Genomic DNA, 21941 nt, shown 5'->3' with positions numbered 1-21941 from the left:
AGGTAGCATGGGCAATCTCTTCGCGCATGCTACCTGGCAACCTTCCACTTTCCACGCAAAAAAATCTCTCTCCCGCCTGGTTTAAATAATGTTTACCCCCAGCGCCACATAATCGCGTTAAACTATTCAAATCGAAAATGAAATGGAGAATGGGCATGCGCGTACTCGTCGTTGAGGATAATGCTCTGCTGCGCCATCACCTCAAGGTCCAGCTACAGGAACTGGGGCATCAGGTGGATGCCGCGGAAGATGCAAAGGAAGCAGATTACTACCTGGGCGAGCATATCCCGGATGTCGCCATCGTTGACCTTGGCCTGCCGGATGAAGACGGCCTGTCGCTGATCCGCCGCTGGCGTAGTCACGACGTATCGGTACCGGTACTGGTACTGACCGCCCGTGAAGGCTGGCAGGATAAAGTCGAGGTGCTGAGCGCCGGCGCCGATGACTACGTCACCAAACCCTTCCATATCGAAGAGGTCGCCGCCCGCATGCAGGCGTTGCTGCGTCGCAATAGCGGCCTGGCGTCACAGGTAATTTCGATTCCGCCTTTCCAGGTTGACTTATCGCGCCGCGAATTATCGGTCAATGACCAGCCGATTAAGCTCACCGCCTTTGAGTACACCATTATGGAAACGCTAATCCGCAACCGCGGCAAAGTGGTGAGCAAAGATTCGCTGATGCTGCAGCTCTATCCGGATGCCGAACTCCGCGAAAGCCACACTATTGATGTACTGATGGGACGGCTGCGTAAGAAAATCCAGACGCAATATCCGCAAGAGGTGATCACCACCGTGCGCGGTCAGGGCTACTTATTCGAACTGCGCGGATGAAAGGCGTGTTGCGACATATTCTCCCGCTTTCGCTGCGCGTCCGCTTTCTGCTGGCGACCGCCGCCGTGGTACTGATCCTGTCGTTGGCGTACGGCATGGTTGCGCTGGTAGGCTACAGCGTCAGTTTCGATAAAACCACTTTCCGCCTGCTGCGCGGCGAGAGCAACCTGTTCTACATGCTGGCGAAGTGGGAAAATAACCACATCGATGTCGATATTCCGGAACACCTGAATATGCAGAGCCCGACGGTGACGCTGATTTACGACGCCAAAGGTAAACTGCTGTGGGCACAGCATGACGTCCCCTGGCTGGTGAAGCGGATCCAACCTGAATGGCTGAAAAGCAACGGCTTTCATGAAATCGAAGCCGATGTAGGCAGCAGTAGTATGCTGCTGCGCAATAATGATGAAATTCGCGAGCAGCTTGACGCCATCCGCGAGGAAGATGACTCCTCGGAGATGACGCACTCGGTGGCGATTAATCTCTATCCGGCCACCGCGAAGATGCCGCAATTAAGCATTGTGGTGGTCGACACCATTCCGGTGGAGCTAAAACGCTCTTACATGGTGTGGAGCTGGTTTATCTACGTGCTGGCGGCCAACCTGTTGCTGGTCATCCCGCTGCTGTGGCTTGCCGCCTGGTGGAGTTTACGCCCTATCGAATCACTGGCGAAAGAGGTCCGCGAGCTGGAAGAACATCATCGTGAGAGACTCGATTCTCACACCACTCGTGAACTTACCGGCCTGGTCAGTAACCTCAATCGCCTGCTGAAAAGCGAACGTGACCGCTACGACAAATACCGGACCACCCTCACTGACTTAACCCACAGCCTGAAAACACCGCTGGCGGTGCTGCAAAGCACCTTACGTTCGCTGCGCGGCGAGAAAATTAGCGTCAGCGAAGCGGAGCCGGTGATGCTGGAGCAGATTAGCCGCATATCGCAGCAAATCGGCTACTATCTGCACCGCGCCAGCATGCGCAGCGGCAATGCGCTTCTCAGCCGCGAACTACACCCGATCGCCCCACTGCTGGATAGCCTGACCTCTGCTTTAAATAAGGTCTACCAGCGTAAAGGGGTTAACATCACGCTGGATATTTCGCCGGAGATAAGCTTTGTCGGTGAGCAGAACGACTTTATGGAAGTGATGGGCAACGTGCTCGATAACGCCTGCAAGTATTGTCTGGAGTTTGTCGAAGTCTCGGTACGCCAGACCAACGACAACCAGTTGCATATTCTGGTGGAGGACGACGGTCCCGGAATTGCCCGCAACCAGCGCACGGCGGTATTCGATCGCGGCCAGCGCGCCGATACGTTGCGCCCGGGCCAGGGTGTCGGCCTGTCTGTCGCCCGCGATATCGTTGAACAGTACGATGGCGATATCCTGACCGGCGACAGCCTGCTCGGCGGCGCCTGCATGGAAGTTATCTTTGGCCGCCAGCTTCCTGATGATAAAGAGAGCTAACGCAACAGTTTTTTAACGGCGCCTGCATCGCCGCGGCGCCGCATCCGTTATAATCCCAGACAGACACCTGCTGTGGAATATAAATATGGACTATCAATTAACGCTAAACTGGCCCGACTTTATCGAACGCTACTGGCAAAAACGCCCGGTAGTGTTAAAGCGCGGCTTCGCCAATTTCATCGACCCAATCAGCCCGGATGAACTGGCCGGCCTGGCCATGGAGAGCGAGGTCGACAGCCGTCTGGTGAGTCATCAGGACGGAAAATGGCAGGTCAGCCATGGTCCATTTGAAAGCTACGATCATCTTAGCGAAAACAACTGGTCGCTGCTGGTGCAAGCGGTGAACAACTGGCACGAGCCGACGGCGGCATTGATGCACCCCTTCCGCGCCCTGCCGGACTGGCGTATCGACGACCTGATGATCTCTTTCTCCGTCCCCGGCGGCGGCGTGGGCCCGCACCTTGATCAATACGACGTGTTTATTATTCAGGGTACCGGTCGCCGGCGCTGGCGCGTGGGCGAAAAGGTGCCGATGAAGCAGCATTGCCCGCATCCGGATCTGCTGCAGGTTGATCCGTTTGAAGCCATCATCGATGAAGAGATGGAACCTGGCGATATTCTCTACATTCCGCCAGGATTCCCGCATGAAGGCTATTCGCTGGAAAATTCGCTTAACTATTCGGTCGGCTATCGTGCGCCGAATGCCCGCGAGCTGTTCAGCGGCTTTGCTGACTATATTTTGCAACGAGAGCTGGGCAGCCAGCGCTACGCCGACCCGGACGTGCCATCCCGCGACCATCCGGCCGATATTCTGCCGGTTGAACTGGATCGCCTGCGTGAGATGATGCTGGGGCTGATTAACCAACCTGAGCACTTTAAGCAGTGGTTTGGCGAGTTCATTACCCAATCCCGCCACGAACTTGACGTAGCGCCGCCGGAGCCGCCTTATCAGCCGGACGAAATTTACGATGCGCTGCAGCAGGGCGATAAGCTCGCCCGCCTTGGCGGTTTGCGCGTGCTGCGGATCGATGGCGAAGTGTTCGTCAACGGCGAAAAAATCGACTCCCCGCACCGCCCGGCGCTTGACGCGCTGGCAACGCATCTGTCGCTGCGCGCCGAACATTTCGGCGATGCGCTGGAAGACCCGTCGTTCCTCGCCATGCTGGCGGCGCTGGTCAACAGCGGCTATTGGTTCTTTGAGGACTGAGTCGGCATCCTGCCCGGTGGCGCTACGCTTACCGGGCCTACAACGGCATCAACCACACCCTGCCCGGTGGCGCTGCGCTTACCGGGCCTACAGGACCGGGCTCTGGATTTAGCGTTTTGCCGTCAGCTCCGCAATCCGCACAATCACCCGCACGGCTTTTTCCATACCCTCCAGAGTGACAAACTCGTGCTTACCGTGATAGTTATAGCCGCCGGTAAACAGATTCGGGCATGGTAACCCCATGAAAGAGAGTTGGGCGCCGTCGGTACCGCCGCGGATTGGCTTTATCTGCGGCTCGATATCGCAGTCCACCATCGCCTGACGCGCGATGTCCACTACGTGCGGATGGGCAATCACCTTCTCATGCATGTTGTAATAACTATCTTCGATCACCAGTTCGATGTAGCAATCCGGATGTAGCCCTTTACCGACCTTTTTGGCGATCTCCATCATTTTGCGTTTGCGCGCTTCAAACTGCTTGCGATCGAAATCACGCAAAATGTAGTGCATCTCCGCCCGGTCAACGCTGCCCTTGATACTGGTCAGGTGATAAAAGCCCTCATAACCGTCGGTGGTTTCCGGTGCCTCACTGGCCGGCACTTCGGCGTGAATACGCGCCGCCAACGATAAAGCGTTAACCATCACCCCTTTCGCGGTGCCGGGATGCACATTATTGCCAACAATTTTAATGGTCACCGAGGCGGCATTGAAATTTTCAAACTCCAGTTCGCCGACCCCGCCGCCATCCACAGTGTACGCCCAGCGGGCATCAAACGCGGCGACGTCAAAGTGCTTCGCGCCTTTGCCGACTTCTTCATCCGGCGTAAAGGCGACGCGAATATCGCCGTGAGGGATCTTTTTCGCCTGCAGCGTCGCCAGCGCCGTCATGATCTCTGCGATGCCCGCTTTATCGTCGGCGCCGAGCAGCGTTTTACCGTCGGTGGTGATAAGCGTCTGGCCTAACAGTTGATGCAGAACCGGGAACATCACCGGCGACAACACTTCATCGCCGATGCCGAGGGCGATATCGCCGCCGCGGTAGTTTTCGACAATTTGCGGATTCACGTTCTTACCGCTGAAATCCGGCGAGGTATCAACGTGGGAAATAAAACCGATGGCCGGGATTTCGCCTGCGACGTTGGCCGGCAGGGTCCCCATCACCGTGCCCTTCTCACTTAACGTCACGTTGACCAGCCCCATCTCTTCCAGCTGGTTCTGCAGCAAGCGCAGCAGCTTCCACTGTCCTTCGGTACTGGGAACCTGACGCACGCCAGGCTTCGATTGCGTATCTAAAGAAACATACTGCAGAAAACGCTCAAGCAATTTATCCATGTGGCCACCCTCTTTTTTTGTGACAACATTATCAATAAGGGCGAAAAGACAAATATTGCGTCAGGTCATTTTTAGCCCGTAAACCAAAATTTAATACATTTACGTGCATTATGTGTAAAGGTGATACACCGCGGTACAACAATGATTGGCGATTACAATCGTTTGCCGTAAAATGCTGGCCCTTATTAATTATGTGCAACCCCAAAGGTGGTTAATCACAAACCCCGCAGCGATCCCTTTTCCGTTGCGTCTACATGGGACAGAGTCAAAAATTGAATATACAACCGCGTTCGCTTTCTCCGCTGGTACAACTGGCGGGAATTCGCAAAAGCTTTGATGGTAAGACCGTTATCTCCGATCTCAACTTAACCATCAATAATGGTGAATTTCTCACCCTGCTTGGCCCCTCTGGCTGCGGTAAAACAACCGTTCTTCGTCTAATCGCTGGTCTGGAAAGCGTCGATATCGGACGTATCCACCTGGAAGACCAGGATATCACCCATGTCCCGGCGGAAAACCGCCACGTCAATACCGTATTCCAAAGCTATGCGCTTTTCCCGCACATGACCGTATTCGAAAACGTCGCCTTCGGCCTGCGGATGCAGAAAACCCCGGCGGCAGAAATCACCCCGCGGGTGGTGGACGCATTGAAAATGGTACAGCTCGAAGAGTTTGCCCAGCGTAAGCCTCACCAGCTCTCCGGCGGCCAGCAGCAGCGCGTCGCCATCGCCCGGGCGGTGGTCAACAAACCGCGTCTGCTGCTGCTTGATGAATCCCTCTCGGCGCTCGACTACAAGCTGCGTAAGCAGATGCAGAACGAACTCAAAGCGCTACAGCGCAAGCTCGGCATCACTTTTGTTTTCGTCACCCATGACCAGGAAGAAGCCCTGACCATGTCCGACCGCATTGTGGTGATGCGCGATGGCAAAATCGAGCAGGACGGTACCCCGCGTGAAATCTACGAAGAGCCGAAGAATCTGTTCGTCGCCAGTTTTATCGGCGAAATCAACATCTTCAACGCGACCGTTATTGAACGCCTGGATGAACAGCGCGTACGCGCCTGCGTCGAAGGCCGCGAGTGCAATATCTATGTCAACTTCGCCGTTGAAAAAGGGCAACAGTTGAACGTTCTGCTGCGCCCGGAAGATCTCCGCGTTGATGAAATTCATCACGGCAGCGAAGCGGATGGCCTTATCGGTTACGTGCGCGAACGCAACTACAAGGGGATGACCCTTGAGTCAGTTGTTGAGCTGGAAAACGGCAAGATGGTTATGGTCAGCGAATTCTTCAATGAAGACGATCCGGACTTTGACCACTCACTCGACCAGAAAATGGCGATTAACTGGGTAGAAAGCTGGGAGGTTGTGCTGGCCGATGAAGAACACCAGTAAATTCCAAAATGTGGTGATCGCCACCATCGTGGGTTGGCTTGTGCTGTTCGTCTTTCTGCCCAACCTGATGATCATCGCCACCAGCTTCCTGACCCGCGACGATGCGAACTTCGTCAAAATGGTCTTCACGCTGGATAACTACTCGCGGCTGCTGGATCCGCTCTATTACGATGTGCTGCTGCACTCGTTGAATATGGCGCTGCTGGCGACCCTCGCCTGCCTGGCGTTGGGCTACCCGTTCGCGTGGTTCCTGGCGCGCTTGCCGCAAAAGGTACGCCCGCTGCTGCTGTTCCTGCTGATCGTCCCGTTCTGGACGAACTCGCTGATCCGCATCTATGGGCTGAAGATTTTCCTCAGTACCAAAGGCTATCTGAACGAGTTCCTGCTGTGGTTAGGGATTATCGATACGCCGGTACGCATTATGTACACGCCGTCAGCGGTGATCATCGGCCTGGTCTATATTTTGCTGCCGTTTATGGTGATGCCGCTCTACTCCAGCATTGAGAAACTGGACCGCCCGCTGCTGGAGGCGGCAAAAGATCTCGGCGCCAGCAAGCTGCAGACTTTTATCCGCATCATTATTCCACTGACCATGCCGGGAATTATCGCCGGCTGTCTGCTGGTGATGCTGCCGGCAATGGGGCTCTTTTACGTCTCAGACCTGATGGGCGGCGCCAAAAATCTGCTGATCGGCAACGTTATCAAGAGTCAGTTCCTTAATATCCGCGACTGGCCATTCGGCGCGGCAACCAGTATTACCTTAACGCTGGTGATGGGGCTGATGTTGTTGATTTACTGGCGCGCGGCGCGCCTGCTGAATAAAAAGGTGGAGCTGGAATGATCGGTCGACTGCTGCGCGGCGGCTTTATGACCGCCATTTACGCGTATCTCTACATCCCTATTATTATTCTGATCGTTAACTCGTTTAACCGTTCACGCTTTGGTATCAACTGGCAAGGCTTCACCACCGACTGGTATAGCCTGTTGATGAATAACGATAGCCTGCTGCAGGCCGCCCAGCACTCGCTGACCATGGCGGTGCTGTCGGCAACCTTCGCCACGCTTATCGGCTCGCTCACCGCCGTGGCGCTGTATCGCTACCGTTTTCGCGGTAAGCCGTTCGTCAGCGGAATGCTTTTCGTCGTGATGATGTCGCCGGATATCGTGATGGCTATCTCCCTGCTGGTGCTGTTTATGCTGATCGGTATTCAATTGGGCTTCTGGTCGCTGCTGTTTTCGCATATCACCTTCTGTCTGCCATTCGTGGTGGTGACCGTGTTCTCTCGCCTGAAAGGCTTTGATGTGCGCATGCTGGAAGCGGCGAAAGATCTCGGTGCCAGCGAGATGACCATCCTGCGCAAAATCATCCTGCCGCTGGCGCTGCCGGCGGTAGCGGCCGGGTGGCTATTGAGCTTTACCCTGTCGATGGATGACGTGGTGGTCTCTTCGTTCGTTACGGGTCCGGGTTATGAAATCCTGCCGCTGAAGATCTACTCCATGGTGAAGGTCGGCGTTTCACCAGAAGTGAACGCGCTGGCGACGATTCTGTTGGTTCTTTCGCTGGTGATGGTTATCGCCAGTCAGTTAATTGCACGTGATAAAACTCAGGGGACGTTAAAATGAAAAAATGGTCACGCCACCTGCTCGCTGCGGGCGCTCTGGCTTTGGGCATGGGCGCCGCGCAGGCGGACGATAGCAAAACGCTCTACTTCTATAACTGGACCGAATACGTGCCGCCAGGCCTGCTGGAACAGTTCACCAAAGAGACCGGCATCAAGGTGATCTATTCGACCTACGAGTCGAATGAAACCATGTACGCCAAGCTCAAAACCTATAAAGATGGCGCTTACGATCTGGTGGTGCCATCAACCTATTTCGTCGACAAAATGCGCAAAGAAGGCATGCTGCAAAAGATTGACAAGAGCAAGCTGAGTAACTTCAGCAACCTCGATCCGCAGATGCTGAACAAACCTTTCGACCCGAATAACGACTACTCGATTCCCTACATCTGGGGCGCGACGGCAATCGGCGTCAATAGCGATGCTATCGACCCGAAAACCGTAACCAGTTGGGCCGACCTGTGGAAACCGGAATATAAAAGCAGCCTGCTGCTGACCGACGACGCGCGCGAGGTGTTCCAGATGGCGCTGCGCAAACTGGGCTATTCCGGCAACACCACCGATCCAAAAGAGATTGAAGCGGCTTATAACGAGCTGAAAAAGCTGATGCCAAACGTCGCGGCGTTCAATTCCGATAACCCGGCAAACCCGTATATGGAAGGCGAAGTGAACCTTGGCATGGTCTGGAACGGTTCCGCTTATGTCGCGCGTCAGGCTGGCACCCCGCTGGAAGTGATTTGGCCAAAAGAAGGCGGCATTTTCTGGATGGATAGCCTGTCGATTCCGGCGAATGCCAAAAACGTTGACGGCGCGCTGAAGTTGATTAACTTCCTGCTGCGCCCTGATGTCGCGAAACAGGTAGCCGAAACTATCGGTTATCCGACGCCAAACCTGGCCGCGCGCAAAATGCTCAGCCCGGAAGTCGCCAACGATAAATCGCTGTATCCGGATGCCGCCACTATCGAAAAAGGCGAATGGCAAAATGACGTCGGCAGCGCCAGCGCCATTTATGAAGAGTATTACCAGAAACTGAAAGCCGGGCGCTAATTGTAATACTATGCTGGATAGCGCGATGTTATCCAGCATATAAAAAATTAATATATTCACTACCAATTATCCGCTAATAAGCATATACAAATAAAGTGCTGTGGGTTATTCATTCCGCCCGAATTTATTCAATAGCTATATATATTGCTTCTCACTCGCGCTGTCGTTATTCTACATCGTTCTTGCTGCTTTACGGGTGGCGCTAATCTGCATAAATAAAACAAGGTAACGCTGAAAGAGATAATCGTCATTATTTAGCATGCCAAGCATAACCGAAATGAATATCTAAAGGATTAACCTCGACATTACATAAGGACATGGAATGAAAAACAACATAAAAATTAAAGCCCCGCCACTCTTCGGCGTTACGGAAGTTAATGATATTTACTGTGATATCAGTAGAAATTTACCACGAAGTGAGTGGTTAGGCGTCACCTTACCTTTTGCCTTAGTTTTTGTTTCTCTGTTAGGCCTTTTTATTATCGTGCCTTTGGTTGGTTACCTTCAGGAGCTTATATTTGTTGTGCCAATACTTATCCTGTTGTTATATAGCGCAATACATGCACTACGCCTTTTCATTAGCAAGCCCAAGGATATGATAATTCGGCTAAATCGCCGCCAGCAGAAAATATATATCCAGAAGCATCGCCATAACCATAATATTTTTGCTAAATGGCCCGTTGAAACGCTAGTTTTCGACTGGAGTGACGTTATTCGCCCCAGTTTCAGAAACGGTTCCGGTTCGGCAAGTTCACGGACGTGGTATGCCTGGCATATTAATCCACCTGACAGCCCAAAGGTCAAAATTATCATCAGCGATGATAATATACCTTTATTTTTTTACGCATCACGTTACTTCATTAGCATTGAGGATACGATTATTAGCTATGCCGAGTCCTGGCAATGGTGTAACGATTATATGAATGGTATAAATTCTCCCGTTACTCTTTTGACACCACCTCGCGCCACCTTTAAATACTGCGTAACGACGCTGAGCAATAGATTGTTATCACGCGTCGATGATAGCGATCGCTGGACCACCATTTTCCCTATCCGTAATCCATTCTTTTGGTTGATATCATTTCTTTTTGTGCCAATTATATTAATCGATGCGCTGGCGCTGCGCAGTATTCTGCGAAGACTTCCCGCCACTCCATTGTCAGAAATCACCGAGTTAGAATCCACAACTGAACACTGACAAAACCAGGAGAAAACAATAATGTCAAATAAAATAAAAATTAAATCGCCACCGCTTTTTGGTGTGGTATTCGTGAATGACACTTACTGTGATATTAATAGAAACATCCTCCGAGGAAATGGAACCGGCGTAACCATATGGTTATTTTTAATAATTGGAACTATTTACTCTCTTTTTCTGGTGGGGCCTCTACTAACCCATTCCGATGAAATCTTTTACGCCATACTATTCGTTATTTTTATATGATACTACAGTATATATGTGCTACGCGTGGCCATAACACAGCCTAAAAGCTTAATCATCAGACTGAATCGCAAGCAACAGCGGGTGTATATTCAACATCATAATACTTCCTATAACATCTTTGCCAGATGGCCTATCGAAACGCTGACTTATGACTGGAAAGAGATAGTCGCTAACTTTAAGACCGGATCCGGGAAAAGCTGCGGTTGTACGTGGTATGAGTGGCGTGTTACTGAACCCAGCGGTTACCAAAGAAAATTTGTTATTAGCGCCGATCATAGTGCTTCGCTATTTTCACGTTTTACCATTGAAAACGAAGATTTTCTCTTTAGCTATGCGAAATCATGGGCATGGTGTGAAAACTACATGCGCGGCATGATGACGCCTGTCCATATTTTACCACCAGAGCCTCAACACTCATTTAAATATTGCATGTTATTAGTTAGTCGGGGTTTCCTGCGTGCTGATATAAATGATAAATGGTCAACTATTATTCCTTTCCGGAACCCTTTCTTCTGGATTCTGGCTCTTTTCATGCTGCCAATAATGATACCTGATGCATTAATAACGTATGTGGTGTTACGAATAAAACCCGACACCCCGTGGTCTGACTCCGCGCAGACGGAATCGACGTTGGATAGTTAAATGTTAGAAGTAGCCAGAGTGGCTTACAGACCTATTCTTGCGAGCATTAAAATTTGTCCATAATATTCAGGCAGACAGGTAATCAATTTTTTTAAGCAATAACTCATCGCGGTCGGAAACTTCCGACCGTTAAGACGTTTCTAATTTCGCTTTCGCCGCCGGGATTTCCCCCTGGCTTCTCTGCGCTGCAAAAAATCTTCAATGATACCGAAGACCGCATTAATGGGTTTCCACAGCACCACCAGCAGCAGCAGGGGGCCATATATCCGTACAATACCTGTTGCTACCTGGCCGGTGAGGAGCAGGGCTAAGCCATCGAGCAGCAGGCCCAATGAGCTGCCGATACTGATGAACAAGCACAGTATAAAGAGAATCGGCCGACTATCGGCGTATATAGGTAAAGCTCTCTGGCTCCATACGCCGACGACAATGGCCGCGATCAACATGATCGCTTCGATAACCAGCGGATTATGCATAGTCTGACTCCTGTCATGACGTTTCATCCTTGTCAACAGCGCTGCCGGAAGCAATGGGCTGTGCCCATGCTACCTGGCAGGCTGCTTCAGTTTATAGCGAGTTTTCCTGCAGCAGCTTATCTATGAACTCGGGCACCACTTCGCTTGCCAGCCCGTAATGTTTCTCAGCGAATTCGCTGCCGACCTGGCTTGGTTCAAGGTTAAGCTCGACGGTATGCGCGCCGTGCAAACGAGCTTCATGGACGAACCCCGCCGCCGGATAGACGTGACCGGAGGTTCCGATAGCGATAAAGATATCGGCCTCAGCCAGCCCGCTGTAGATCTCATCCATGCCCAGCGGCATCTCGCCAAACCATACCACGTGCGGGCGCAGCGCCGCCGGGAACTGGCAGCAGTGGCATTTATCATCCGCCGTCACGTCGCTGGTCCATTCCAGCACCTGCCCGCTCCACGAACAGCGTACTTTCAGCAGCTCGCCATGCATATGGATAACCCGGCGGTTACCCGCGCGCTCGTGCAGATTATCGATGTTCTGCGTCACCAGCAGAAAACGATCGCCAAGCGCCTCTTCCAGCTTCGCCAGCGCCAGATGCGCGGCATTAGGCGCGATTTCTGCGCTCTGCAACTGGCGGCGGCGGGCGTTATAAAACGCCTGCACCAGCGCCGGGTCGCGGGCAAAACCTTCCGGTGTCGCCACGTCCTCCACCCGGTGTTCTTCCCACAGGCCGTCGGCGGCGCGGAAGGTTTTAATCCCCGACTCTGCCGAAATACCGGCGCCGGTTAACACCACCACCCGCGGTTTATCTATTGCCTGCGGCGGCGTTTTGTCTTCGCCGAAGAAGACACGTTGCCGTAAGCGATCGCGTAACTGGCGTTTTTTACGGCGGAAACGGCTTAAGCGATGTAAGCGGCGCGACAGCATAGCTACCCCTGTAATTAATGAGTCAAATGAAGGAAGGCCGCACCGCGCATACCTCCGGCGTCGCCATGACGCGCGCGCTCAATGCGCGGCACCCGGGCGACCGGAAGCAAATGACGCGGCAGGCGCTGCGCCAGCCCTTCGGTTATAGCAGTAAAATTAGATAATCCGCCACCCAACACCAGCAGATCCGGATCGACAATGGTGAGGATATTGCCCAGACAAACGGCCAGTAGATCGAGATAACGCTCGACGTGCTCCCGCGCCTGCGCATCACCCTGCAGCCACAGATCGACGATCTGCGGCGAAGTTAAGGATTGGTGATAAAAATGCTGATACAGCCAGGCGAATCCGCGGCCGGAAAGATAGTTCTCAATGCAGCCGAGCTGGCCGCAGCCGCAGCGGGTCAGCGGAAAATCGCGCCCCACCACTTCCAGGGCATCCACCGGTAGACGAATATGGCCGAACTCGCCGGTGATGTAGCTGTGACCGGTAATCGATTTGCCGTTAAGCACGATCCCGCCGCCGACGCCGGTGCCGAGGATTAATCCCATCACCAGCGGATATTGGGTAAATTCATCATCCCACGCTTCAGATAACGCAAAGCAGTTAGCGTCATTATCAAGACGTACTTCGCGCCCCAGGCGCGCGCTGAGATCAACGCGCAGCGGGTGGCCGCTGGCGGCGGGTACGTTGGCGGCATACAGCTTGCCGTCCGCGGTTTCCGGCATGCCGGGGATACCGATACCGACCGCGCCCTCCACGCCAAAGCGCCGATCGGCTTCGCGAACCAGCGCTTCAATCGCCTGCAGGAAAGCCTCATAGCTTTCCGTTGGAGTGGCAACGCGTTTTTCCCACTGAAGTTGCCGGGCGTTATCAAACACCCCCAACGCTATCTTGCTGCCGCCAATGTCAAATCCGTAATACATTTAGCCATTCCTCTTATTAGCCCCAACCCCACATCCTTTGGGCGGCCTCTGCTGTCACAGAATTGGCTTAATAGATGCAGCGTTGAAGGGCCACGACGATAAATTACTGGCCACTCAGCACCCTCGCCGGGTCAATACGACTGGCGCGGCGGGCGGGATACCAGCTGGCCAGCAAACTCAGCAACAGTGCTGTCACCAGCACATAAACGACATCCAGCCAGTGCAATTCAGACGGCAGGAAGTCAATAAAATAGATGTCGCCGGAAAGGAATTTATGCCCGATCAACGCTTCGATACCGTTGATAATCGATGTCAGCTTCAGCGCGGCTACCACGCCGATAACCACCCCGATCAGGCTCCCGACCGAACCGGCCAATAAACCATACCATACGAAAATCGCGCGGATTAAGCCGTCTTTCGCGCCAAGCGTGCGCAGCACTGCAATATCGCCGCTTTTATCTTTCACCGCCATCACCAGCGTCGAGACAATGTTAAAACAGGCGACGCCAATCACCAGTACCATGGCGAGATACATAATGGCGCGGATCATTTGAATATCACGATACATATAGCCGTAGGTGCCGATCCAGCTCTTGATATAGACGTAGCTATTGGTTACCTCGCCGGCGTCGCGTACCAGCGTATTGGCGTGGAAGACGTCGGTGACTTTAATGGCGATGCCGGTCACGCTGCTGCCCATATCCAGATACTGCTGGGCGTCCGCCATCGGGATCATCGCGAAGCTATGGTCCAGTTGGCCGCTCAGTTGCAGAATGCCGCTCACGTGTAGCCTGACGCGTTTCGGCTGCAACAGCTGGTGCTCGGAATCTGAATTGGGGATCATGATAGACACCCAATCGCCCTGCTTCACGTGCAGCGCATCGGCGACGCCTTTACCCAGAATCACCTGCTGCTCGCCGGCCTTAAAACTAGCCCAGGCATTGTTCTGCACAAAGTTTGGTAATGAACTCAGGCGGCTCTCCTGCTGCGGATCGACGCCCTTGACCTGAATGGCGCGCATATTGCTGCCGCTCTCCACCAACCCGGTAAAGTTGATATAAGGCGCAGCGGCGACGATGCCTTTCACTTTTTCAACCTTCGTCAGCGCTTCGTTCCAGTTATTCCACGGCTGGTTAACCGGCTCGATTTCACCGTGCGGCACCACCGCCAGAATGCGGTTGTTGAGCTCGCGCTCGAAACCATTCATCGCGCTCAGGCCGACGATCAGTACCGCCACGCCTAATGCGATGCCAATAGTAGAGATGACGGAAATCAGCGAGACCATACCGCCGCGGCGTCTGCCGCGGCTAAAACGCAGCGCAATCAGTAACGATAACGGTGAAGCCATTACTGGGCCCCCATCAGGGTCAGGTCAGCCGTCAGGCGGCCATCGCGCATCTCCAGCTGGCGGTTCATTCGTTTCGCCAGCTGCAAGTCATGGGTCACCACCAGGAAAGCGGTACGCTGCGACACGTTAAGCTCGCCCAGCAGCTCAAAAATGCTGTCGGCATTGCGGGCGTCGAGGTTGCCGGTCGGTTCATCCGCCAGTACCAGCCGCGGTTTGTTCACCAGCGCGCGAGCAATCGCCACGCGCTGGCGCTCACCGCCGGAAAGCTCCGACGGACGATGGTGGCTACGGTGCTCCAGACCGACCGCCTGCAACATCGCTTTCGCCTGGCGTTCGATATCCGCCGCTTTTTTCTTACCAATCAGCAGCGGCATCGCCACGTTTTCCAGCGCGGTAAAATCCGGCAGCAGATGGTGGAACTGATAGATAAACCCGAGCTCGCGGTTACGCAGATCGGCGCGAGCCGCGGCGGAGAGCGAGCTCATCGGCTGACCGGAGAAAATAACATCGCCGGAGGTCGGCGTATCCAGCCCGCCAAGCAGGTGCAGTAGCGTACTTTTGCCGGAGCCTGAAGAGCCGACAATCGCCATCATTTCACCCTCTTGAATGCTGAAGCTGACATCGTGCAGCACATCGGTTTGCACGTTGCCTTCCTGATAGCGTTTGCACAGGTTGTCGCATTGCAGCAGGATCTTATTCATAACGTAAAGCCTCAGCGGGTTGGGTGGCGGCAGCGCGCCAGGAAGGATACAACGTAGACAGCAGGGCCAGCGCCATCGCCACCAGAGCGATAATAATCACCTGCAGCGGTTCAATCGCCACCGGCAGGGCCGCACCGTCCAAAAACGCGCCGATAATCGGCATTAAATTATTAAGCTGGCTGGCCAACAGCACGCCGAGCAGCGCGCCAAGCAGCGCGCCTACGATCCCGGCGCTGGCGCCCTGTACCATAAAGACGGCCATGATCTGCCGCGGCGTCAGCCCCTGGGTCTGCAGAATAGCCACCTCGCCCTGCTTCTCCATCACCATCATGCCAAGCGAGGTAATAATGTTAAAAGCGGCGACGGCGACGATCAGGCTCAGCAGCAGCCCCATCATATTTTTTTCCATCCGCACGGCCTGGAACAGCTCGCCTTTACGCTCGCGCCAATCCTGCCATTTGGTACCTTCCGGCAGCGTCTGCTGGCTGAGGGTGTCAACCTGCAGCGGCTGGCTAAGCCACAATCGCCAGCCGGTAATATTGCCCAGCGGATAGCGCATCAGTCGAGAGGCATCATCGATATTGGTCAGCATTTGATAGCCGTCAACTTCGCTGTTGGCGGCGAAGGTGCCGATGACGTTAAACAGACGCTGGCTCGGCACGCGTCCCATCGGCGTAAACTGGCTGGCGGAAGGCACCATGACGCGAATTTGATCGCCGCGGTTAACCCCCAACTGACCCGCCAGCTGTTCGCCGAGAATGACGTTATATTTACCTGCCTGCAGATCGCTCTGTTTGACGTTGACGAGGTAAGGCGTCAGCGGATCTTTTTGCGCCGGGTCGATGCCCAGCATTACGCCGACGGCGACGCTGCGGGCGCTTTGCAGCACCACATCACCGGTGGTGAGCGGCGCGACGCGCGTCACGCCCTGCAGCTTAACGGCGCTTTCCGGCATTTTTTGCGGGTTGATAGAGCCCTGTTGGGCGCTAATGATAGCCTGCGGCATCAGCCCCAGGATGTTGTTTTGCAGCTCGCGCTCAAAACCGTTCATCACCGACAGGACGGTCACCAGCGCCATCACGCCAAGCGTAATGCCGATGGTCGAAAGCCAGGAGACGAAACGGCCGAAGCGGTCGGCTGCGCGCCCGCGCATGTAGCGAAGGCCGATAAATAGTGCGGCAGGTTGGTACATGTAATCCATCTGGTTGCTGATAGCCGATGTTCGAGTATATATGGCATAGCCCAACGCGTAAATCGCTGATACGGTAGATTTTTTCGCCAAAATAACAAAATAATAGTTTTAAATCAGTAAGTTAATTTAGAGTGTATATATTTATCAATCGCCACGCGCTGTAGAAAACCTGGCGCGGAAGGCCATTCGGGTTGGCGAAATCGGACCAATTGCGGATAATCAGAGACATTGAATATCAGCAATTTGCCCCTACATCGTAGAGCGAGTTGGCCGACTGCGGCCAAACAGTACAAACAATCGCCTGATGGGATAGGCGCTAAGGGATCCTGACAACCGTTATGCCTGAACAATATCGCTATACTCTGCCGGTCAAAGCCGGCGATCAGCGCCAGCTTGGCGAACTCACCGGCGCCGCCTGCGCCACGCTGGTAGCCGAAATGGCCGAACGCCATCACGGCCCGGTGGTGCTGGTGGCGCCCGACATGCAAAACGCCCTGCGTCTGAATGATGAAATCAGGCAATTTACCGATAGCATGGTGATAAGCCTCGCTGACTGGGAAACCCTGCCTTACGATAGCTTTTCGCCCCATCAGGATATTATCTCTTCGCGCCTTGCCACTTTATACCAGTTGCCGACCATGCAGCGCGGCGTGCTTATCGTTCCGGTCAGCACTCTGATGCAGAAGGTCTGCCCGCATAATTATCTGCACGGTCACGCGCTGGTAATGAAAAAAGGGCAGCGTCTGTCGCGCGATGCACTACGCACGCAGTTAGATAGCGCCGGTTACCGCCATGTCGATCAGGTGATGGAACACGGCGAATACGCGACCCGCGGCGCGCTGCTCGACCTTTTCCCGATGGGTAGCGAGCAGCCCTATCGCCTTGATTTCTTTGATGACGAAATAGACAGCCTGCGGTTATTCGATGTTGATAGCCAGCGTACCCTGGAAGAAGTCGAGGCCATCAATCTGCTGCCGGCGCATGAGTTCCCGACCGACCAGGCTGCGATCGAGTTGTTCCGCAGCCAGTGGCGCGATCGTTTTGACGTGAAGCGCGATCCTGAACATATCTACCAGCAGGTGAGCAAAGGTACCCTGCCCGCCGGGATCGAATACTGGCAACCGCTGTTCTTCAACGAACCGCTGCCGCCGCTGTTTAGCTATTTCCCGCCCAGTACGCTGATTGTGAATACCGGCGATCTGGAGCACAGCGCCGAGCGTTTCCAGAATGAAACCCGCGCCCGCTTTGAAAACCGCGGCGTCGATCCGATGCGCCCGCTGCTACCGCCGGAACAACTGTGGCTGCGCAGCGACGAGCTTTTTAGCGAGCTGAAAAAATGGCCGCGGATCCAGTTAAAAACCGAGCGTCTGGCGGAGAAAGCCGCTAATACTAACCTCGGCTATCAACCCCTGCCCGAGCTGGCGATCCAGGCGCAGAATAAAGCGCCGCTGGACAATCTGCGTCGCTTCCTTGAATCCTTCAGCGGCCCGGTGATTTTCTCAGTTGAAAGCGAAGGCCGCCGCGAGGCGCTGGGCGAAATGCTGGCGCGCATCAAAATTGCGCCAAAACATATATTGCGCCTGCAGGAAGCCACCGGAAATGGCCGCTTCCTGATGATCGGCGCCGCCGAGCACGGATTTATCGACAGTCAGGCCAATCTTGCGCTGATTTGCGAAAGCGATCTGCTGGGCGAACGCGTCGCCCGCCGCCGTCAGGATTCCCGCCGTACCATCAACCCCGATACGCTCATTCGCAACCTGGCGGAACTGCATATCGGCCAGCCGGTGGTGCACCTTGAACACGGCGTGGGTCGTTATGCCGGGATGACCACCCTCGAAGCGGGCGGCATCAAAGGCGAATACCTGATGCTGACCTACGCCAACGACGCCAAACTGTATGTGCCGGTATCATCGCTACATCTGATCAGCCGCTACGCCGGTGGCGCGGAAGAAAATGCGCCGCTGCATAAACTCGGCGGCGACGCCTGGGCGCGGGCAAGGCAAAAAGCGGCGGAGAAAGTGCGCGACGTGGCCGCCGAACTGCTGGATATTTACGCCCAGCGCGCGGCCAAAGAAGGCTTCGCCTTTAAGCATGACCGCGAGCAGTATCAATTATTCTGCGACGGTTTCCCGTTCGAAACCACGCCGGATCAGGCACAGGCGATTAACGCCGTCCTCAGCGACATGTGCCAGCCGCTGGCGATGGACCGTCTGGTCTGCGGCGACGTTGGCTTTGGGAAAACCGAAGTGGCGATGCGCGCCGCTTTCCTCGCCGTCGAAAACCACAAACAGGTGGCCGTGCTGGTGCCGACCACCCTGCTCGCCCAGCAGCACTACGATAACTTCCGCGACCGCTTCGCCAACTGGCCGGTACGCATTGAGATGCTATCGCGTTTCCGCAGCGCTAAAGAGCAGGCGCAGATCCTCGAACAGGCGGCTGAGGGTAAAATCGATATTTTGATCGGTACCCATAAGCTGCTGCAAAATGAAGTCAAGCTGCGCGACCTGGGTCTACTTATCGTCGATGAAGAACACCGCTTCGGGGTGCGTCATAAAGAACGTATCAAGGCGATGCGCGCGGACGTCGATATCCTGACGCTGACCGCCACGCCGATCCCACGTACGCTGAATATGGCGATGAGCGGAATGCGCGATCTGTCCATTATCGCCACCCCGCCAGCTCGCCGTCTGGCGGTAAAAACCTTTGTCCGCGAATACGACGCGCTGGTGGTTCGCGAGGCGATTCTGCGTGAAGTCCTGCGCGGCGGCCAGGTCTACTATCTGTATAACGATGTTGAAAATATTCAGAAAGCGGCGGATCGTCTGGCTGAACTGGTACCGGAGGCGCGAATTGCCATCGGTCACGGCCAGATGCGCGAACGTGAACTGGAACGGGTGATGAACGATTTCCATCACCAGCGTTTTAATGTGCTGGTTTGCACGACAATCATTGAAACCGGCATCGATATCCCGACCGCCAATACCATCATCATTGAGCGCGCCGATCACTTCGGCCTTGCCCAGCTGCACCAGCTGCGCGGCCGCGTGGGTCGTTCGCACCATCAGGCCTACGCCTGGCTGCTCACCCCGCATCCGAAAGCCATGACCACCGACGCGCAGAAACGCCTGGAAGCTATCGCGTCGTTAGAAGACCTTGGCGCCGGCTTTGCCCTCGCGACCCACGATCTTGAAATCCGCGGCGCTGGCGAACTGCTGGGAGAAGGTCAGAGCGGGCAGATGGAAACTATCGGCTTTTCACTGTATATGGAATTGCTGGAGAACGCTGTCGATGCCCTGAAAGAGGGTCGCGAGCCGTCGCTGGAAGATCTCACCAGCCAGCAGACGGAAGTGGAGCTGCGCATGCCGGCGCTGCTGCCGGATGACTTTATTCCCGACGTTAACACCCGCCTGTCATTCTATAAGCGTATCGCCAGCGCCAAAAATGAACACGATCTCGATGAAATCAAAGTCGAGCTGATCGATCGCTTTGGCACATTGCCGGATGCGGCGCGTAATTTGCTGGATATCGCGCGCCTACGCCAGCAGGCGCAAAAGCTGGGGATCCGCAAGCTGGAGTGCAATGAAAAAGGCGGCGTGATCGAGTTTAATGAGAAAAATAACGTTAACCCGGTCTGGCTTATCGGTCTACTGCAGAAACAGCCGCAGCATTACCGGCTGGATGGGCCGACAAGGCTCAAATTCTTCCAGGAGCTTGATGAGCGTAAAACGCGCATGGAATGGGTAAACCAGTTTATGCGTCAGCTGGCAGAAAACGCCACCGCTTGATAAAAAAGAGATGCGGTTGTCAGAACCGCATTTCGTTACCTGTCACAGTTAGCAAACTTTACAAACATTTTGCAATCCACCTGGATTTCCCAACACTCTCCCGCGCCATAATTGACATTGATTATCTTATAAAAATAACCGTTTGTTTATTGTGGAATTATGGTAATGATAAATATCTCGCGTGTTTCAACCTGGCTTACGGCATTCGCTCTCGCGGCGACGCTGGCCCTTCCCGCCCGCGCCAATACCTGGCCGCTACCGCCGAGCGGTAGCCGGCTGGTCGGGCAGAATCAGTTTCATGTGGTGCAGGATAACGGCGGATCGCTGGAAGCGATTGCTAAAAAATACAACGTCGGTTTTCTCGCGCTGCTGCAGGCTAATCCAGGGGTCGATCCTTATGTGCCGCGCGCCGGGAGCGTGCTGACTATCCCGCTACAGACGCTGCTGCCTGACGCCCCCCGTGAAGGTCTGGTGCTCAATATCGCCGAGCTGCGCCTGTACTACTATCCGCCGGGACAGAATAGCGTGACCGTTTATCCGATCGGTATCGGCCAGCTTGGCGGCGATACTCTGACCCCGACGATGGTCACTACCGTTTCCGATAAGCGCGCCAACCCCACCTGGACACCAACCGCCAACATCCGCGCACGATATAAAGCGATGGGGATCGATTTGCCAGCCGTAGTCCCTGCCGGGCCGAATAACCCGATGGGGCATCACGCGATTCGTCTCGCGGCCTACGGCGGCGTCTATCTGCTGCACGGCACCAACGCCGATTTTGGTATCGGGATGCGCGTCAGTTCAGGCTGTATCCGCCTGCGCGATGCCGATATCAAGTCGCTGTATAACAAAATCACGCCGGGCACCAGGGTGAATATCATCAACGAACCAATCAAAGTTTCGGTAGAACCAAACGGTACCCGTCTGGTGGAAGTCCACCAGCCACTGTCCGAACATATCAATGACGATCCGCAGACGCTGCCAATCGTCCTGAACGCCAGCATGAAGAACTTTAAACAGGCGCCGCAGACCAATCAGCAGGTGATGGAAAGCGCGATGGAGCTGCGTTCAGGAATGCCGATCGATGTGACCCGCCATCAGGTTTCCGCCGAGCAAGCCTTGTAATGCATTTCCGAATTGCAGAAAGTAAAAAACCCGCCAGGCACGGCGGGTTTTTTTGTGGCAATCGTCAGCGTCGCTGACGAGGTTTCGCGGGGCGCGGTCCCATGAAGGGGTGTGGACCGCGTCGCGAGAGTGGCATAACAAAGGGAACGACTTTTACTGCTTACTACACGCGTTCTGCTGAAGGGGGTCAGGAACGCGTTTTGTCAGTGGCATGACAGGGGTTACAACATTTATTTATAGATAACCGCGGTACCGTGCAGGGTGTTAGGACCGGTTACCGAAGTAATACGGTAAGAGGTCGCCCCCATCTCGTCGGCTTTCTGCGCCAGCTGATCTTCAAGCGAACCCAGATTGGTGCCGGCGGATGCGGAAACGGTACCGATTTTATGTTGACCTGCTGGGGTGGATTGCACCTCAACAGCGGCGAAACTTGCGAATGAGAGTGAGCTCAGTACGGCGGCAAGTGCCAGTTTTTGGACGTTTTTCATGAT

General features: G+C 54.6%; 19 protein-coding genes. 11 read left to right on the top strand and 8 right to left on the bottom strand.

What is annotated here, in order from left to right; translation table 11 throughout:
• Positions 1–155 precede the first annotated feature (155 nt).
• The 3 genes from phoP (at position 156) to PGR10_RS00765 (ending at position 3500) form a co-directional block, all read left to right on the top strand.
• Positions 156–830 carry a two-component system response regulator PhoP gene (phoP, locus tag PGR10_RS00775; protein ID WP_047046826.1) on the top strand — a complete coding sequence of 225 codons (675 nt, stop codon included), beginning with the start codon at positions 156–158 and terminating at the stop codon, positions 828–830.
• Positions 827–2293, top strand: a complete 1467-nt coding sequence (gene phoQ / locus PGR10_RS00770) for a two-component system sensor histidine kinase PhoQ (RefSeq protein WP_430922759.1) — start codon at positions 827–829, stop codon at positions 2291–2293. The genes phoP and phoQ overlap by 4 nt, the downstream gene beginning before the upstream one ends.
• An 85-nt stretch (positions 2294–2378) precedes the next feature.
• Positions 2379–3500 (top strand): cupin domain-containing protein, encoded by a 1122-nt coding sequence (locus PGR10_RS00765; RefSeq protein ID WP_015367148.1) that lies wholly within the window; start codon positions 2379–2381, stop codon positions 3498–3500.
• Between the two features lie 108 nt (positions 3501–3608).
• On the opposite strand, the gene pepT is transcribed toward PGR10_RS00765, so the two are convergent.
• Positions 3609–4832, bottom strand: a complete 1224-nt coding sequence (gene pepT / locus PGR10_RS00760; RefSeq protein ID WP_087857977.1) for a peptidase T — start codon at positions 4830–4832, stop codon at positions 3609–3611.
• Positions 4833–5086: 254 nt separating this feature from the next.
• Between pepT and potA the strand changes: the two genes are divergently transcribed.
• The 6 genes from potA to PGR10_RS00730 all read left to right on the top strand — a co-directional run bounded on the left by potA (position 5087) and on the right by PGR10_RS00730 (position 10975).
• Complete coding sequence (potA, locus tag PGR10_RS00755; RefSeq protein ID WP_087857978.1) at positions 5087–6223, top strand: spermidine/putrescine ABC transporter ATP-binding protein PotA; 1137 nt, start codon at positions 5087–5089, stop codon at positions 6221–6223.
• The gene (potB, locus tag PGR10_RS00750; protein ID WP_113374186.1) at positions 6207–7064 is read left to right on the top strand and encodes a spermidine/putrescine ABC transporter permease PotB; all 858 of its coding nucleotides are present in this window, start codon (positions 6207–6209) and stop codon (positions 7062–7064) included. Before potA ends, potB begins: the two co-directional genes overlap by 17 nt.
• Positions 7061–7846, top strand: a complete 786-nt coding sequence (potC, locus tag PGR10_RS00745; protein ID WP_012968557.1) for a spermidine/putrescine ABC transporter permease PotC — start codon at positions 7061–7063, stop codon at positions 7844–7846. Before potB ends, potC begins: the two co-directional genes overlap by 4 nt.
• Positions 7843–8889: a spermidine/putrescine ABC transporter substrate-binding protein PotD gene (potD, locus tag PGR10_RS00740; protein ID WP_020079135.1), complete on the top strand. Its 1047-nt coding sequence runs from the start codon at positions 7843–7845 to the stop codon at positions 8887–8889. The genes potC and potD overlap by 4 nt, the downstream gene beginning before the upstream one ends.
• Before the next feature lie 322 nt (positions 8890–9211).
• Positions 9212–10087, top strand: a complete 876-nt coding sequence (locus PGR10_RS00735; RefSeq protein WP_430922758.1) for a DUF6708 domain-containing protein — start codon at positions 9212–9214, stop codon at positions 10085–10087.
• A 261-nt stretch (positions 10088–10348) separates the two neighbouring features.
• A complete protein-coding gene (locus PGR10_RS00730; protein WP_430922757.1) occupies positions 10349–10975 on the top strand; it encodes a DUF6708 domain-containing protein in 627 nt (208 codons plus the stop codon).
• A gap of 140 nt (positions 10976–11115) precedes the next feature.
• Here the strand turns inward: PGR10_RS00730 and PGR10_RS00725 are convergent, their stop codons facing one another.
• From PGR10_RS00725 to lolC, 6 genes are all read right to left on the bottom strand, one after another.
• The gene (locus PGR10_RS00725) at positions 11116–11451 is read right to left on the bottom strand and encodes a hypothetical protein (protein ID WP_430922756.1); all 336 of its coding nucleotides are present in this window, start codon (positions 11449–11451) and stop codon (positions 11116–11118) included.
• Positions 11452–11542: 91 nt separating this feature from the next.
• Entirely contained in the window at positions 11543–12373 is an 831-nt protein-coding gene (gene cobB / locus PGR10_RS00720) for a Sir2 family NAD+-dependent deacetylase (protein ID WP_430922755.1), read from the bottom strand.
• Between the two features lie 14 nt (positions 12374–12387).
• A complete protein-coding gene (gene nagK / locus PGR10_RS00715) occupies positions 12388–13299 on the bottom strand; it encodes an N-acetylglucosamine kinase (protein WP_087857982.1) in 912 nt (303 codons plus the stop codon).
• Positions 13300–13402: 103 nt separating this feature from the next.
• Positions 13403–14647 (bottom strand): lipoprotein-releasing ABC transporter permease subunit LolE, encoded by a 1245-nt coding sequence (lolE, locus tag PGR10_RS00710; RefSeq protein WP_087857983.1) that lies wholly within the window; start codon positions 14645–14647, stop codon positions 13403–13405.
• On the bottom strand, positions 14647–15348 hold the full coding sequence (gene lolD, locus PGR10_RS00705; RefSeq protein ID WP_087857984.1) for a lipoprotein-releasing ABC transporter ATP-binding protein LolD: 702 nt from the start codon (positions 15346–15348) through the stop codon (positions 14647–14649). Before lolD ends, lolE begins: the two co-directional genes overlap by 1 nt.
• Positions 15341–16540, bottom strand: coding sequence for a lipoprotein-releasing ABC transporter permease subunit LolC (gene lolC / locus PGR10_RS00700; protein ID WP_087857985.1), 1200 nt, complete (start codon positions 16538–16540; stop codon positions 15341–15343). The genes lolD and lolC overlap by 8 nt, the downstream gene beginning before the upstream one ends.
• A 338-nt stretch (positions 16541–16878) precedes the next feature.
• Here lolC and mfd point away from each other — a divergent pair, with 338 nt between their 5' ends.
• Both mfd and ldtC read left to right on the top strand, forming a co-directional pair.
• A complete protein-coding gene (gene mfd / locus PGR10_RS00695; RefSeq protein ID WP_430922754.1) occupies positions 16879–20325 on the top strand; it encodes a transcription-repair coupling factor in 3447 nt (1148 codons plus the stop codon).
• 165 nt (positions 20326–20490) lie between these two features.
• The gene (gene ldtC, locus PGR10_RS00690) at positions 20491–21450 is read left to right on the top strand and encodes a L,D-transpeptidase LdtC (protein ID WP_087857987.1); all 960 of its coding nucleotides are present in this window, start codon (positions 20491–20493) and stop codon (positions 21448–21450) included.
• 230 nt (positions 21451–21680) lie between these two features.
• Here the strand turns inward: ldtC and bhsA are convergent, their stop codons facing one another.
• A complete protein-coding gene (gene bhsA / locus PGR10_RS00685) occupies positions 21681–21938 on the bottom strand; it encodes a multiple stress resistance protein BhsA (protein WP_045375056.1) in 258 nt (85 codons plus the stop codon).
• Positions 21939–21941: the final 3 nt, after the last annotated feature.

This window comes from Klebsiella sp. 141198 (genome assembly GCF_050600785.1).
In the GTDB taxonomy this organism is placed as follows: Bacteria; Pseudomonadota; Gammaproteobacteria; order Enterobacterales; family Enterobacteriaceae; genus Klebsiella; species Klebsiella aerogenes.
The sequence above is the reverse complement of the archived record's forward strand: the minus strand, read 5'-3'. Positions and strand labels throughout refer to the sequence as shown.